Origin of the sequence: Pseudomonas sp. WOUb67 (assembly GCF_050058005.1) — a bacterium.
Taxonomy (GTDB): Bacteria; Pseudomonadota; Gammaproteobacteria; order Pseudomonadales; family Pseudomonadaceae; genus Aquipseudomonas; species Aquipseudomonas putida_R.
The window spans coordinates 5837569-5852747 of record NZ_CP170112.1; the positions used below are offsets into that span (position 1 = coordinate 5837569).

Sequence of the window (15179 nt, forward strand, 5' to 3'; positions counted from 1 at the left end):
CCAGCATGAGCAACTGCCCTCCCCCTATGTCCCAGGTGATTCTCAAGACCCCCGCCCAACTCGACCTGATGCGCCGCGCCGGCCAACTGCTGGCCCAGGTGTTCGCCGACCTCGACAGTTTCATCCGCCCCGGCGTGACCACGATGCAGATCAACGACCGTGCCGACGCGTTCATCGTCAATACGCTCGAGGCCCGGCCAGCGAGCAAGGGCCAGTACGGCTTCCCCTACTCGCTCAATACCTCGGTGGACCATGTGGTGTGCCATGGCATGCCCAATGCCGATGAAGTACTGAAGGAAGGCTCGATCATCAACGTGGACATTACCCTGGAACAGGGCGGCTACATTGCCGACTCGTCGAAGATGTACAGCATCGGGCACATCAGCGATGAAGCCCGACGCCTCGTCGACACCACCTATGACGCGCTGTGGAAAGGCATCGAACAGGTGCGCCCCGGGGGCACGCTGGGCGATATCGGCCATGCCGTCCAGGCCCATGCCGAGGCGGCGGGCTATAGCGTGGTGCGCGAGTACTGCGGGCACGGCATAGGCCAGCAGATGCATGAAGGGCCGGAAGTACTGCACATCGGCCAGCGCGGCATGGGCATGAAGCTGAAGCCGGGGATGGTGTTCACCATCGAGCCGATGATCAACCAGGGCGGGCGCGGTACGCGCACGTTGAAGGATGGCTGGACGGTGATTACCCGAGACCACAGCCTGTCGGCGCAGTGGGAGCATACCGTGGCGGTGACCGAGGACGGGTTCGAGGTGCTGACGTTGCGGGAAGAAGAGCGCCGAAGCTGAAGCTGCCGCAAATCCCCTGTGGGAGCGGGTTCACCCGCGAAGCATGCGACACGGTGTATGGCACCGGCTTTGCCGGTGTTCGCGGGTGAACCCGCTCCCACACTGGCCTGGCGGCGCTTTTAAGGACTTCGACATATTGCAGACACAAAAAAAGCGACCCTAAGGTCGCTTTCTTTGTGACTTCCAGGTGTTCAGTGGGCCTGGAAGCGGAATATGGCGCAGCGGACGGGACTCGAACCCGCGACCCCCGGCGTGACAGGCCGGTATTCTAACCGACTGAACTACCGCTGCGCTATACATCGAGTGGTGGGTGATGACGGGATCGAACCGCCGACCCTCTGCTTGTAAGGCAGATGCTCTCCCGGCTGAGCTAATCACCCATGTCTCTCGGTGTGGCGCGCATTCTACGGGCGACTTTGCGCTCTGGCAAGCACTTATCGAAGTTTTTTCACACTTCTTTCAAACACCAAAATTCAGGCACAAAAAAAGCGACCCTAAGGTCGCTTTCTTTGTTACTTCCAGGTGTTCAGTGGGCCTGGAAGTGGAATATGGCGCAGCGGACGGGACTCGAACCCGCGACCCCCGGCGTGACAGGCCGGTATTCTAACCGACTGAACTACCGCTGCGCTATACATCGAGTGGTGGGTGATGACGGGATCGAACCGCCGACCCTCTGCTTGTAAGGCAGATGCTCTCCCGGCTGAGCTAATCACCCTTCGTCTCGGTGTGGCGCGCATTCTACGGACGACCCTGCACCCTGGCAAGCACTTTTTAAACTTTTTTCAAAAAAAACCTCATGCCTTTCAAAGACCTAGCGTTGCCGGGTGTTTCTTTCATGCATAAGCCGCTACTGGCCCTCTGACAGGGTTGGCCTGAGAGCACCGCTCGGAGAATAATGCCCGCCTTATGCATTAAGGAGAGTTACCCCTCATGTGGTTCAAGAACCTGCTGACCTACCGCCTGACCCAGGAAGTCCCGTTCGAGCCTGAAGCGCTGGAAGCCGCACTGGCCAGCAAGCCGGCCCGCCCCTGCGCCAGCCAGGAGCTGACCACCTATGGTTTCGTCGCGCCGTTCGGCAAAGGCGAAGACGCTCCCCTGGTGCATGTCAGCGGCGAGTTCCTGCTGATTGCCGCGCGCAAGGAAGAACGCATCCTGCCGAGCAGCGTGGTCAACGACGCAGTCAAGGAAAAGGTCGAAGAGATCGAGACCGAGCAGATGCGCAAGGTCTATAAAAAAGAGCGCGACCAGATCAAGGACGAGATCATCCAGGCCTTCCTGCCGCGCGCGTTCATCCGCCGCTCGATGATCTTTGCCGCCATCGCCCCGCGCCTGGGTATGATCCTGGTCAACTCGGCCAGCGCCAAGCGTGCCGAAGACCTGCTGTCGACCCTGCGTGAAGTGATGGGCTCGCTGCCGGTGCGCCCGGCCACGGTGAAGATTGCACCGGTTGCCACGATGACCGACTGGGTCAAGTCGCAGCAAACTGCCGAAGGTTTCTATGTACTGGACGAGTGCGAGCTGCGTGACACCGCCGAAGACGGCGGCATCGTGCGCTGCAAACGCCAGGACCTGACCGGCGAGGAAATCCAGCTGCACCTGAGCACTGGCAAGGTGGTAACCCAGCTGGCCCTGGCCTGGCAGGACAAGCTGTCGTTCATTCTGGACGACAAGATGGTGATCAAGCGTCTGAAGTTCGAAGAGCTGCTGCAGGAGCAGGCCGAGCAGGACGGTGGCGATGAGGCAGCGCAGCAGTTCGATGCCAGCTTCCTGCTGATGATGATGACCTTTACCGAGTTCCTGCCGGTGCTGTTCGAGGCGCTGGGTGGGGAGGAGATTCCGCAAGGGGTCTGATGTTTTGAAATGCCGGTGCTGGCCGGAAAGTGATTTTTCGCCAGTACCGGCCTCTTCGCGGGTGAACCCGCTCCCACAGAGACCGCACAGATACCCAGTCTTGTGCAGTACCTGTGGGAGCGGGTTCACCCGCGAAAGGGCCAATGAATTTAATATAAAGCTATAAATAGAAAAGGAATTGCCCCATGCGTGCCCTCGCCGCCCTAAGCCGCTTCGTCGGCAATACCTTCGCCCTGTGGGTGCTGGTGTTTGCCGTGCTGGCCTTCCTGCAACCGCAATGGTTCATCGCCCTGAAGGTCGCCATCGTGCCGCTGCTGGGGCTGGTGATGTTCGGCATGGGCCTCACCCTCAAACTCGACGATTTCGCCGCCCTCGCCCGCCAGCCCTGGCAGGTGATGCTGGGGGTGGTCGCGCACTTCGTGATCATGCCGGGCATGGCCTGGCTGCTGTGCCAGCTGTTCCACCTGCCGCCGGAAATTGCCGTGGGCGTAATCCTGGTCGGCTGCTGCCCAAGCGGCACGGCCTCGAACGTGATGGTCTGGCTGTCCCGCGGGGATCTGGCGCTGGCCGTGGCGATTGCTGCAGTCACCACGCTGCTGGCACCGCTGCTGACCCCGGCGCTGATCTGGTTCCTGGCGTCGGCCTGGTTGCCGGTGTCCTTCATGGACATGTTCTGGTCGATCCTGCAGCTGGTGATGCTGCCGATCGTGCTCGGCGTGCTGGCCCAGCGCCTGCTCGGTACCAGGGTGCAGGCAGCGGTGCAGGTGCTGCCTTTGGTGTCGGTGGTAAGCATCGTGATGATCGTGTGCGCGGTGGTGGCGGCCAGCCAGGCGAAGATCGCCGAGTCGGGGCTGTTGATCATGGCGGTGGTGATGCTGCACAACAGCTTCGGCTATTTGCTGGGGTACCTGACCGGCAAGCTGTGCAAGTTGCCGCTGGCCCAGCGCAAGTCGCTGGCGCTGGAGGTGGGCATGCAGAACTCCGGGCTGGGCGCGGCACTGGCGGCGGCGCACTTTTCGCCACTGGCGGCGGTGCCGAGTGCGCTGTTCAGTGTATGGCACAATATTTCCGGGGCATTGCTGTCGACCTGGTTCCGGCGGATGGATGAGTCCGAGACTGAGGTTGTAGGGATCGAACCGGCCAAGCATTGATGTCTACCTGTGCGGGCCTCTTCGCGGGTAAACCCGCTCCCACAGGTACTGTGTGCGGTCCCTGTGGGAGCGGGTTTACCCGCGAAGAGGCCAGCACAGGCTTGCCCTGAAACCTTCAGGTGTGCACCATAGTGCCCACTGTGAGGACGGCCTCACGACGCACCGCGTGACCATTCCGGGGACGGCCCCATCATTCAAACGATGGAGACACACTCATGTCCTGGATCATCCTGTTCTTCGCCGGCCTGTTCGAGGTCGGCTGGGCCGTCGGCCTGAAATACACCGACGGCTTCAGCAAGCCGATTCCCACGGTACTTACCGTCGGCGCCATGGTCATCAGCCTGGGCCTGCTGGGCCTGGCCATGAAAGAACTGCCGCTGGGTACTGCCTATGCCATCTGGACCGGTGTTGGCGCCGTCGGCACGGTGATTGCCGGCATCATCCTGTTCGGCGAGTCCATGGCCCTGGTGCGGTTGGTGAGTGTGGCGCTGATCATCTGCGGCCTTGTCGGCCTCAAAGTCAGCGCCAGCTAACCCCCTCCCCTAGCGCAGGTCACCGCGCAGGCGGCTGACCTGCTCGCGCAACAGCTCAGGCTGCGCGGCCTCCACCGGGATGGCGGCGCCCGCGACGATGGTCACCCGCGACCACAGGCGCTTGAAGAAACCCTTGGCCGGGTCGCGGCTGAAGAAGCTCCCCCACAGCCCCTGCAAGGCCAGGGGAATCACCGGCACCGGCGTTTCTTCGAGGATGCGGTTGACGCCGCCCTTGAACACATCGATCTCACCATCGCCGGTCAACTTGCCCTCCGGGAAGATGCACACCAGCTCACCCTCGGCCAGGTAATTGGCAATGCGTGCGAACGCACGCTCGTACGTGGCGGGGTCTTCGTTGCGCCCGGCAATCGGGATGGCGCCTGCGGTGCGGAACACGAAGTTGAGCACTGGCAGGTTGTAGATCTTGTAGTACATGACAAAGCGGATCGGCCGGCGGATTGCCCCGCCCAGCAGCAGTGCATCGACGAACGACACATGGTTGCACACCAGCAGCGCCGCGCCTTCGTCGGGAATGCGCTCAAGGTCGCGGTGCTGCACGCGGTACATCGAATGGCTGAGCAACCAGATCAGGAAGCGCATGGTGAACTCGGGCACGATCCTGAAGATATAGGCGTTGACCGCGATATTAAGCAGCGACACCACCAGGAACAGCTGCGGGATGCTCAGCTCGGCCAGGCCCATCAGGATGATGGTGAGCACTGCCGACACCACCATGAACAAGGCATTGAGGATGTTGTTGGCGGCGATCACCCGGGCGCGCTGGTCTTCGGCCGTGCGGGCCTGGATCAGCGCATACAGCGGCACGATGTAGAAGCCACCGAACACGCCAAGGCCGACGATCGACAGCAAGATCCACCAGGCCTGGCCCATGCCCAGCAGCGCCAGCCAGTCGTGCGGCACTGCGGCAGCCGGCACATCGCCGGAGTGCCACCACCACAGCAGGCCGAACAGGGTCAGGCCGAACGAGCCGAACGGCACCAGGCCGATCTCCACCTTGCGCCCGCTAAGCCGTTCGCACAGCAGCGAACCCAGGGCGATGCCCACCGAGAACAGCGTCAGTACCAGGGTCACAACCGTGCCATCGCCGTGCAGCCAGTCCTTGGCATAGGCCGGGATCTGCGTGAGGTAGATGGCGCCGACAAACCAGAACCACGAGTTACCCACGATCGAGCGCGACACGGCAGGCGGCTGCCCCAGGCCCATGCGCAGGATCGCCCACGACTGCCGGAAGATGTTCCAGTCCAGCGGCATGTTCGGCGAGGCGGCAGCGGCCCGCGGGATCCAGCGGCTGGCCAGGTAGCCGAGCACCGCGGTGCCAACCACACCGCCAGCCACCACCGTGGCATAGCTGTCGGCCGACATCATCACCCCGGCGCCGATGGTGCCGGCCAGGATGGCGAGGAAGGTGCCGGTTTCCACCAGCCCGTTACCGCCGACCAGTTCCTCCTCGCGCAGGGCCTGCGGCAGGATCGAGTATTTCACCGGGCCGAACAGCGCCGAGTGCGTACCCATGCCGAACAGCGCCACCAGCATCAGCGCCAGGTGGTTGGTGATGAAGCCAAGCGCACCGATTGCCATGATGACAATCTCGGCCAGCTTGATCGCACGGATCAGCGCGTCCTTGGCGAACTTCTCGCCAAACTGCCCGCCCAGCGCCGAAAACAGAAAGAACGGCAGGATGAACAGCAGGGCGCACAGGTTGACCCAGATCGAACGGTCACCGTCGCCCAGGCTGAGCTTGAACAGGATCGCCAGGATCAGCGATTGCTTGAACAGGTTGTCGTTGAAGGCACCCAGCGACTGGGTGATGAAAAACGGCAGGAAGCGCCGCTTGCCGAGCAAGGTGAATTGCGAGGAGTGACTCATCGTCCTTGGTCCTGGATTCAGCCACGGATGGCAGTTGCCTTATTAGAATGCGCGCGGGCCATGCAAAGCCACATCGTCGATGTCAACTGACAGAACTACCAGTAGCGAGTTGCATCGTCCAGGCACCACTGTCGGGTTTGACCAACCACGACTCGATGGAATGAAAAAAACACCTGCCCGCCTAAGCATGATTGCAACGCGACTCAGCGCTGCTCTGGTGCTGTTGCCAATATTGGCCCACGCGGCAGCCATCGACATGCAAGCAAACAAGGACAGGTTTGTCGACAGCCTGCTGGCGCAGATGACCCTGCAGGAAAAGGTCGGCCAGTTGCGCATGGAGTATGCGGGGGCCCAACCAAATCCTCAGGCAATGCTCGACACCATCGCAAGTGGGCAAGTCGGTGCGATGTTCACCGCACCCACTGCCAGTCAGGCAGGCTTGCGCGAACTGCAGGATGCCGCGGTGCAGCGCAGCCGCCTCCGCATCCCGCTGTTTTTTGCCGGGGATGTGGTTCACGGCCAACGGACCATATTCCCCATCAACCTGGGCCAGGCCTCCAGCTGGGACTTGCAGGCGATCGGCAAAAGCGCCCGGGTAGCCGCGCTCGAAGCCACCGCCGACGGCCTGGACATGACCTTCGCCCCCATGCTGGACATCAGTCGCGACCCGCGCTGGGGCAGGATTTCGGAAGGCTATGGCGAAGACACCTACCTTGTGTCGCGCATCGCCGGCACAGTGATACGTGCCTTGCAGGGGCCGACCCTGGGCGCGTCCGACAGCCTGATGGCGTGTGCCAAGCATTTTGCCGGTTATGGCGCGGTCGAGGGCGGCCGTGACTACAACACCTCGGACATGAGCGAGCGCCGCCTTGTCGAGGAGTACCTGCCGCCCTTCAAGGCCGCCCTGGATGCCGGGGCGGGCGCTGTCATGACGGCGCTGACCAGCCTCAACGGTGTTCCGGCGACCGCCAACAGCTGGCTGCTGCACGACATTCTGCGCCAGCAATGGCAGTTCAAAGGCCTGGTCATCAGTGACCACGGTGCTGTCGAAGAACTGATCGCCCATGGTGTGGCCGAGGACGGTAACCAGGCGGCGCTGGCAGCACTCGCTGCCGGCACGCAAATGAGCATGAGCGACCGCTACTTTGCCCGTGGCCTGACAAGCCTGGTCAAACAAGGGCAGGTGACAGAGCAGCAACTCGACAGCGCCGTACGCCAGGTGCTGGCCACCAAGTACGACCTTGGCCTGTTCGAGGCGCCCTATCGCCGTTTGCAGCCAGGCAGCGGCCCTGACAACGAAGCCAGGCGCCAGCACCGTGCCCACGCCCGGGACATGGCTCGCCGCTCGCTGGTATTGCTGAAAAACCATGATGAGGTACTGCCGTTGAGCCGGCATGCAACCCTCGCCCTGATCGGCCCCCTGGCCGACAATGCCGTGGACATCCTTGGCAGCTGGCACGCCAATGGCGAAGCCGAGCAGGCAGTGACGCTGCGCCAAGGCCTGCAAAGTGGCCAGGCCGCCGACGCACGTCTGCTGTATGCAAAGGGGGCGAACATCAGTGACAACCCGCAGGCATTCGCGCTGCTCGCCGACAACCGGGTCAACTTCGACCCACGTCCAGCTGAAACCCTGCGCGCCGAGGCAGTGGCCGCTGCTCAGCAGGCGGATGTCGTGGTGGTGGCGCTGGGTGAGGCGCGCGGCATGTCTCACGAAGGCGCCAGCAGGACCGAGCTGAACCTGCCGGGACAGCAGCGTGCCCTGCTGCGCGCACTGAAGGGGACCGGCAAGCCCCTGGTGTTGGTGCTGATGAACGGCCGCCCGCTGACCATCAGTGAAGAAAGCCAATGGGCCGATGCCGTGCTGGAAACCTGGTTCAGTGGCAGCGAAGGCGGCAATGCCATCGCCGATGTACTGTTTGGCGCGTACAACCCGTCCGGTAAATTACCAGTTACCTTTCCGCGCAGCGTCGGCCAGATCCCGCTCTACTACAACCACCTCAACACCGGGCGGCCGTTTGACCCGGCACGACCGGCTGCCTACCGCTCGCGCTACTACGACATCGACGATACGCCGCTCTACCCTTTTGGCCACGGCTTGAGCTACACAAGCTTCAGTGTCTCTTCGCCCCGCTTGTCCAGCACACGGCTGCAGGCCGGGCAAGGCCTGCAGGTGCAGGTTACTGTTCGCAACGAAGGCATGCGCGCAGGCGAAACGGTCGTGCAACTGTACATCCGTGATCGTCGCGCCTCGGTAAGCCGCCCCGTGAAAGAGTTGAAAGGCTTCGACAAGCTGCTGCTCTCCCCTGGTCAAACACGGGAAGTTACCCTTCATCTACCCGCCTCCGCGTTCAGCTTCGTTGACCGCAACCTGCGCTGGGTCGTCGAACCGGGCTGGTTCGACGTGATGGTCGGCCTGGACTCGCAAACAGTGCAGACAACCAGCTTTGAACTGATGCCTTGAGTGGTTGACCGACCGAATAATCGTCAACAGCATCTTCCTCGGCCTCAGCCTGATCCATGCCTGCCCCTGTTCCTTTAGAAGCGCTGACCTGTCGGCGATGAGGCCAGTGCACGCAAACCCCATGTGGCATATGCTCCCAATCGGCTATTCCACAACAAGGACGTGGCAATGCTCGCCGCCCTGAAACGCTACCCGCACACCGTACGCCTGCTACTGCTGACCACCTTCACCCTCACGGTCGCCCGCGCCCTCACCCTGCCCTATCTGGTGGTGTACCTGGCCGACAACTTCCAGCTGCCCATCAGCCAGATCGGCCTGCTGATCGGTGGCGCACTGATCATCGCTTCGTTGCTGAGCCTGTATGGCGGCCACCTGGTCGACACCTTGCGCAACCACACGCTGGTCAGCGCCAGCACCCTGCTGTTCGCCCTGGCCTTCGTCGTCGCGGTCGCCAGTAAATCGGCGCTGTTGTTCTTTTTGTGCCTGGTGCTGATCAACCTGGCGCTGGCGGTGGTCGACATTGCCGCCAAGGCAGGCTTCTGTGCCTTGCTGCCGGTGGAAGAGCGGGCCGAGGTGTTCGCCATCAAGTACACCCTCAGCAACGTCGGCTACGCAGCCGGCCCGTTGCTGGGGGTCGCCATGCTGGAACTGGACGACCACATGCCGTTCATCGCCTCGGCCCTGCTTGGCCTGGGCATGTGCCTGGCCTACTGGCGCCTTGGTGACCGTGACCTGCAGGCCAGCGCCCCGGACAAGCCTGCGGCCGGCTTCGGCCAGGTGGCGCTGGGGCTGGCGCGTGACCGCCGGCTGGTGTACTTCACCCTGGGCGGGGTGCTGAGCGCGGTGGTATTCGGCCAGTTCACCGCCTACCTGTCGCAGTACCTGGTGGTAACCAGCAGCCCGGCAGAAGCCGCGCGACTGGTCGGCTACCTGGTCACCACCAACGCGGTGACGGTGATTGCCCTGCAGTACCTGATTGGCCGACGCATCAGCCGTCAGCACCTGATGCCCTGGTTGCTCGCCGGCATGGCCCTGTTCATCGCCGGGCTGCTGGGCTTCTCGTGGGCAGGCTCGGTGCTGGTGTGGTGCCTGGCGATGCTGGTGTTCACCCTGGGCGAGATCATCGTGATCCCTGCCGAGTACATGTTCATCGACCTGATCGCTCCGGAGCACTTGCGCGGGGTGTATTACGGCGCGCAGAACCTGTCCAACCTGGGGGCGGCGCTGGGGCCGGTGATGGTGGGGTTCGCCCTGGTGCACCTGTGGCCGGGGGTGATCTTCTACCTGCTGGTGCTGTCGGTGATACTGGCGGGGGTGTTTTACTGGCTGGGTACCCGCAGTAATTGATGTTGGTTGTGCTGGCCTCTTCGCGGGTGAACCCGCTCCCACAGGGATATCACATGCCTTGAGGGCAGCGCCGTACCTGTGGGAGCGGGTTCACCCGCGAAGAGGCCAGCACAGGCTTGTCATGCAGCCTGCGACCACCTGCCACTGCGACCATCGTCTGCGCTGACGAAGCGGCGCCTGCGTGCCAGACTGGTTGATCGGGACCGCGTTATCTTTTTTTGCTTCGGAGTCTTCATGTCGTTGTCCAGCGGGCTGATCGCCGTGGTCGCCCTGGCCTATATGGCCGTCATGTTCGCCATCGCCTTCTATGGCGACCGCCGCAGCACGCCGTTGCCGCCGAAGCTGCGTGCCTGGGTGTACAGCCTGTCGCTGGCCGTGTACTGCACCAGCTGGACCTTCTTCGGCGCGGTCGGCCAGGCCGCCGAACAGCTCTGGGCATTCCTGCCGATCTACCTGGGCCCGGTGCTGCTGATGGTCTTCGCGCCCTGGGTGCTGCAGAAGATGGTGCTGATCAGCAAACAGCAGAACATCACCTCAATCGCCGACTTCATCGCCGCACGCTACGGCAAGTCGCAAACCCTGGCGGTGGTGGTGGCGCTGATCTGCCTGGTTGGCGTGTTGCCGTACATTGCCCTGCAGCTCAAAGGCATCGTGCTGGGCGTCAACCTGCTGATCGGGGCCAACGCCGACGCCACCGGCACCCGCGTCCAGGACACCGCGCTGGTGGTGTCACTGGTGCTGGCGCTGTTCGCCATCGTATTCGGCACCCGCAGCCTGGACGTGACCGAGCACCACCGGGGCATGGTATTGGCGATTGCCTTCGAATCGTTGATCAAGTTGCTGGCCTTCCTGGCTGTGGGCATATTCGTTGTGTTCAACCTGTATGACGGTTTCGATGACCTGTTCAGCCAGGCACGCCAGTCGATCCACTTGCAGGACTATTGGCAAGAGACCATCAACTGGCCGTCGATGGTGGTGCAAACCGCTGTGGCGATGATGGCGATCATCTGCCTGCCGCGGCAGTTTCACGTCACCGTGGTGGAGAACATCGAACCCCAGGACATGCGCCTGGCGCGCTGGGTGTTTCCGATGTACCTGGCGCTGGCCGCGCTGTTCGTGGTGCCGATTGCCTTGGCCGGGCAGATGCTGCTGCCGGGCACGGTGATCTCCGACTCGTTCGTCATCAGCCTGCCACTGGCCGAGGCGCACCCGAGCCTGGCCCTGCTGGCATTCATTGGTGGCGCTTCGGCGGCCACCGGCATGGTCATCGTCGAGGCGGTGGCGCTGTCGACCATGGTGTCCAACGACATGCTGCTGCCCTGGCTGCTGCGCCGCAACAACGCCGAGCGGCCGTTCGAGGCGTTCCGCCACTGGATGCTCTCGGTACGCCGGGTAACCATTGTGGTGATCCTGCTGCTGGCCTACGTCAGCTACCGCCTGCTGGGCTCCACCGCCAGCCTGGCGACCATCGGCCAGATCGCCTTCGCCGCCGTCACCCAGCTCACCCCGGCCATGCTCGGCGCGCTGTACTGGAAGCAGGCCAACCGCCGTGGCGTGTTCGCCGGTCTGGCGGCAGGTATCTTCCTGTGGTTCTACACCCTGGTCCTGCCGATTGCCGCGCACAGCCTGGGCTGGTCGCTGCAGCTGTTCCCGGGGCTGGCGTGGCTGCATGGCAACCCGCTGGGCCTGCCGATCAGCCCGCTGACCCAGGGGGTGGTGCTGTCGCTGGCAGGCAACTTCACCCTGTTCGCCTGGGTGTCGGTACTGTCGCGCACACGGGTTTCCGAGCACTGGCAGGCAGGCCGCTTCATCGGCCAGCAGACCAGCGCCCGCCCCAGCAGCAAGCCACTGCTGGCGGTGCAGATCGACGACCTGCTGACGTTGGCCTCGCGTTTTGTCGGTGAGGAACGCGCACGGCAGAGCTTCATCCGCTTTGCCTACCGCCAGGGCAAGGGCTTCAACCCCAACCAGAATGCCGACGGCGACTGGATCGAACACACCGAACGCCTGCTGGCCGGGGTGCTCGGCACCTCGTCGACCCGCGCCGTGGTCAAGGCCGCCATCGAAGGCCGCGACATGCAGCTGGAAGACGTCGTACGTATTGCCGACGAAGCCAGCGAGGTGCTGCAGTTCAACCGCGCGCTGCTGCAAGGCGCCATCGAGAACATCAACCAGGGCATCAGCGTGGTCGACCAGAACCTGCACCTGGTGGCCTGGAACCGTCGCTACCTGGAGCTGTTCAACTACCCCGACGGGCTGATCAGCGTGGGCCGGCCGATTGCCGACATCATCCGCTACAACGCCGAGCGCGGCCTGTGCGGCCCGGGCGAAGCGCAGGTGCATGTGGCGCGGCGCCTGCACTGGATGCGCCAAGGCCGCGCGCATTCTTCCGAACGGCTGTTCCCCAATGGCCGGGTGATCGAACTGATCGGCAACCCGATGCCGGGCGGCGGCTTCGTCATGAGCTTCACTGACATCACCCCGTTCCGTGAGGCCGAGCAGGCCCTGCGCGATGCCAACGAAGGCCTGGAACAACGGGTGGCCGAGCGCACCCACGAACTGTCGCAACTGAACCAGGCGTTGTCCGAAGCCAAGAGCCAGGCCGAAGCGGTCAGCAAGTCCAAGACCCGCTTCCTGGCTGCAGTCAGCCATGACCTGATGCAGCCCCTGAACGCCGCCCGATTGTTCTCCGCCGCCTTGTCGCAGCAGGCCGAGGGCATGAACGAAGAGGCCCAGCAGTTGGTGCAGCACATGGACAGCTCACTGCGCTCGGCCGAAGAGCTGATCAGCGACCTGCTGGACATCTCGCGCCTGGAAAACGGCAAGATCACCCCAGACGCCAAGCCCTTCGCCCTCAACGAACTGTTCGACACACTGGGTGCCGAATTCAAGGTGCTGGCAGCCGAGAAAAACCTGGAGTTCCGCCTGCGTGGCAGCCGCCTGCGGGTGGACAGCGACATGAAGCTGTTGCGCCGGGTACTGCAGAACTTCCTCACCAATGCCCTGCGCTACGGCAAGAGCCCGATCCTGCTGGGCGCGCGCCGCCAGGGCGAGCGCCTGTGGCTGGAGGTGTGGGACCGTGGCCCGGGCATCGCCGACGACAAGCTGCAAGTGATCTTCCAGGAGTTCAAACGTCTGGACAGTCACCAGACCCGCGCCGAGAAAGGCCTGGGCCTGGGCCTGGCGATTGCCGACGGCCTGTGCCGGGTGCTGGGGCACCCGCTGGAAGTGCGCTCGTGGCCGGGCAAGGGCACGGTATTCCGCGTCAGCGTGCCGATTGCCCGCCAGGCCGCCCCGGCGCCAAGCGCTCCCGCCGAACAACAAGGCGGCCAGCCACTGGCCGGGCTGCAAGTGCTGTGCGTGGACAACGAAGACAGCATCCTGATTGGCATGAACAGCTTACTCAGCCGCTGGGGTTGCCAGGTATGGACCGCGCGCAACCAGGCCGAATGCGAAGCCCTGCTGGCCAAGGGCATGCGCCCGCATCTGGCACTGGTGGACTACCACCTGGATGACGGCGAGACCGGCACCGGGCTGATGGGCTGGTTACGTGCGCGCCTGGGTGAACCGGTGCCAGGCGTGGTGATCAGCGCCGACGGCAGCAAGGAAACCATCGCCATGGTGCATGCGTCAGGCCTGGATTACCTGGCCAAACCGGTCAAGCCGGCAGCCTTGCGCGCCATGCTCAATCGCCATCTGAGCCAGGTTCAGTAACCGCAGCGTCCGGCACCTCATCGGACAGCGCCCGTTCCAGCAAGTCTGCCGGCAGGCCCTTGCTGGCGCGGGCGCCCAGCAGCTTCAGCTGTTCGCTGCGGCTGACCAGGTTGCCGCGCCCTTCGCACAGTTTGTTACGGGCAGCGGCATAAGCCTTGTCTACCTGTTGCAGGCGGCTGCCCAGCTCGTCCAGGTCCTGGATGAACAGCACGAACTTGTCGTACAGCCAGCCGGCGCGCTCGGCAATCTCCCGGGCGTTCTGGCCCTGGCGCTCCTGCTTCCACAGGCTGTCGATCACCCGCAAGGTTGCCAGCAGGGTGGTAGGGCTGACGATCACGATATGCCGGTCGAAGGCTTCCTGGAACAGGTTCGGCTCGGCCTGCAGGGCTGCCGAGAAGGCCGCTTCGATGGGTACGAACAGCAGCACGAAATCCAGGCTGTGCAGGCCTTCGAGGCGGTTGTAGTCCTTGCTCGACAAGCCTTTGACGTGGCTGCGCAGCGACTGCACGTGCTGCTTGAGCGCGGCCTCGTCGTTGTTGGCAACAAACTGCTGGTACGCCGTAAGGCTGACCTTGGCATCCACCACCACCTGTTTGTCGCCGGGCAGCATGATCAGCACATCGGGCTGGAACCGCTCGCCGTCAGCGCTCTTGAGGCTGACCTGGGTCTGGTACTCGCGGCCTTTTTCCAGGCCGGCATGTTCCAGCACCCTTTCAAGGATCAGCTCGCCCCAGTTGCCCTGGGTTTTCTGGCCTTTCAGGGCCTGGGTCAGGTTGGTGGCTTCGTCGGACAGGCGCAGGTTGAGCTGTTGCAGACGCTCAAGCTCTTTGCCCAGGGAAAAGCGTTCGCGGGCTTCCTGCTGATAGCTTTCTTCCACGCGTTTTTCGAAGGACTGGATGCGCTCCTTGAGCGGGTCGAGCAACTGGCCCAGGTGCTGCTGGCTGGTCTGGGCGAAGCGCTGCTCGCGCTCGTCGAAGATCTTGGTGGCCATGTCGGCGAACTGGGCGCGCAGGGTGTCGCGGGCTTCCTGCAGGTCTTCCAGACGCTGCTGATGGCTTTCCTGCTGCTCTCGCAGCTCGGCCTCCAGGCGTGCGCCCTGCGACTCCAGACGACGCAGCTCGGCTTCACGGTTGGCGCGCTCCAGGCTCCAGGCGTGGGCAGCGTCACGGGCGTTGTCGCGGTCGATCTGCAGCAGTTCCAGTTCACGGCCTTGGGCGGCCAGCTGGGCCTGCTTGACGGTGTTGGCTTCGCTGAGGTCGCTGACTTCGTCGCGGCTGGCTTCCAGCTGCGCCTGAAGGCCGGCCTGGGCCAGTTGGGCTGCGTTAAGGCGCTCTTCGAGCAAGGCCTGCTCGCCTTGCCGTGCGCCCTGGCGGCGCTGCACCTGCATGACCCAAAAAAGACAGGGTAAAGCACCTGCCGCCAAGCCCAGCAG

The 15179-nt window shown here is 63.5% G+C and carries 9 protein-coding genes and 4 tRNA genes; 7 read left to right on the forward strand and 6 right to left on the reverse strand.

Annotation, left to right across the window (positions count from 1 at the left end):
- The first annotated feature begins 5 nt into the window (after nt 1-5).
- Entirely contained in the window at nt 6-803 is a 798-nt protein-coding gene (gene map, locus ABOC32_RS25760; RefSeq protein ID WP_426809375.1) for a type I methionyl aminopeptidase, read from the forward strand.
- A 214-nt stretch (nt 804-1017) separates the two neighbouring features.
- Here map and ABOC32_RS25765 read toward each other — a convergent pair.
- From ABOC32_RS25765 to ABOC32_RS25780, 4 genes are all read right to left on the reverse strand, one after another.
- Nucleotides 1018-1094 (reverse strand) — tRNA-Asp (locus ABOC32_RS25765).
- A 13-nt stretch (nt 1095-1107) separates the two neighbouring features.
- Nucleotides 1108-1183 (reverse strand) — tRNA-Val (locus tag ABOC32_RS25770).
- Between the two features lie 169 nt (nt 1184-1352).
- A tRNA-Asp gene (locus ABOC32_RS25775) sits at nt 1353-1429 on the reverse strand.
- Nucleotides 1430-1442: 13 nt separating this feature from the next.
- Nucleotides 1443-1518 (reverse strand) — tRNA-Val (locus tag ABOC32_RS25780).
- A 215-nt stretch (nt 1519-1733) separates the two neighbouring features.
- Between ABOC32_RS25780 and rdgC the strand changes: the two genes are divergently transcribed.
- From rdgC to sugE, 3 genes are all read left to right on the forward strand, one after another.
- Nucleotides 1734-2654 (forward strand): recombination-associated protein RdgC, encoded by a 921-nt coding sequence (gene rdgC / locus ABOC32_RS25785; RefSeq protein ID WP_426809376.1) that lies wholly within the window; start codon nt 1734-1736, stop codon nt 2652-2654.
- Between the two features lie 185 nt (nt 2655-2839).
- Nucleotides 2840-3805 carry a bile acid:sodium symporter family protein gene (locus tag ABOC32_RS25790; protein WP_426809377.1) on the forward strand — a complete coding sequence of 322 codons (966 nt, stop codon included), beginning with the start codon at nt 2840-2842 and terminating at the stop codon, nt 3803-3805.
- A gap of 215 nt (nt 3806-4020) precedes the next feature.
- Nucleotides 4021-4338 (forward strand): quaternary ammonium compound efflux SMR transporter SugE, encoded by a 318-nt coding sequence (gene sugE, locus ABOC32_RS25795; protein ID WP_016501077.1) that lies wholly within the window; start codon nt 4021-4023, stop codon nt 4336-4338.
- 9 nt (nt 4339-4347) lie between these two features.
- On the opposite strand, the gene ABOC32_RS25800 is transcribed toward sugE, so the two are convergent.
- A complete protein-coding gene (locus ABOC32_RS25800; protein WP_426809378.1) occupies nt 4348-6225 on the reverse strand; it encodes a 1-acyl-sn-glycerol-3-phosphate acyltransferase in 1878 nt (625 codons plus the stop codon).
- Between the two features lie 160 nt (nt 6226-6385).
- On the opposite strand from ABOC32_RS25800, the gene bglX reads away from it, so the two are divergent.
- The 3 genes from bglX to ABOC32_RS25815 all read left to right on the forward strand — a co-directional run bounded on the left by bglX (nt 6386) and on the right by ABOC32_RS25815 (nt 13747).
- Nucleotides 6386-8686 carry a beta-glucosidase BglX gene (gene bglX / locus ABOC32_RS25805; protein WP_426809379.1) on the forward strand — a complete coding sequence of 767 codons (2301 nt, stop codon included), beginning with the start codon at nt 6386-6388 and terminating at the stop codon, nt 8684-8686.
- Nucleotides 8687-8854: 168 nt separating this feature from the next.
- Nucleotides 8855-10033, forward strand: a complete 1179-nt coding sequence (locus tag ABOC32_RS25810) for an MFS transporter (protein WP_426809380.1) — start codon at nt 8855-8857, stop codon at nt 10031-10033.
- Between the two features lie 234 nt (nt 10034-10267).
- Nucleotides 10268-13747, forward strand: coding sequence for a hybrid sensor histidine kinase/response regulator (locus tag ABOC32_RS25815; RefSeq protein WP_426809381.1), 3480 nt, complete (start codon nt 10268-10270; stop codon nt 13745-13747).
- Here ABOC32_RS25815 and rmuC read toward each other — a convergent pair.
- Nucleotides 13719-15089, reverse strand: coding sequence for a DNA recombination protein RmuC (gene rmuC, locus ABOC32_RS25820; RefSeq protein WP_426811663.1), 1371 nt, complete (start codon nt 15087-15089; stop codon nt 13719-13721). The two genes, ABOC32_RS25815 and rmuC, sit on opposite strands and share 29 nt — an antisense overlap.
- Nucleotides 15090-15179: the final 90 nt, after the last annotated feature.

Coding starts and splice junctions, on each gene's coding strand:
- ABOC32_RS25810 (WP_426809380.1), top strand. CDS start 8,855: ATGCTCGCCGCCCTGAAACGCTACCCGCACACCGTACGCCTGCTACTG.
- ABOC32_RS25800 (WP_426809378.1), bottom strand. CDS start 6,225: ATGAGTCACTCCTCGCAATTCACCTTGCTCGGCAAGCGGCGCTTCCTG.
- map (WP_426809375.1), top strand. CDS start 6: ATGAGCAACTGCCCTCCCCCTATGTCCCAGGTGATTCTCAAGACCCCC.
- ABOC32_RS25790 (WP_426809377.1), top strand. CDS start 2,840: ATGCGTGCCCTCGCCGCCCTAAGCCGCTTCGTCGGCAATACCTTCGCC.
- bglX (WP_426809379.1), top strand. CDS start 6,386: ATGAAAAAAACACCTGCCCGCCTAAGCATGATTGCAACGCGACTCAGC.
- sugE (WP_016501077.1), top strand. CDS start 4,021: ATGTCCTGGATCATCCTGTTCTTCGCCGGCCTGTTCGAGGTCGGCTGG.
- ABOC32_RS25815 (WP_426809381.1), top strand. CDS start 10,268: ATGTCGTTGTCCAGCGGGCTGATCGCCGTGGTCGCCCTGGCCTATATG.
- rdgC (WP_426809376.1), top strand. CDS start 1,734: ATGTGGTTCAAGAACCTGCTGACCTACCGCCTGACCCAGGAAGTCCCG.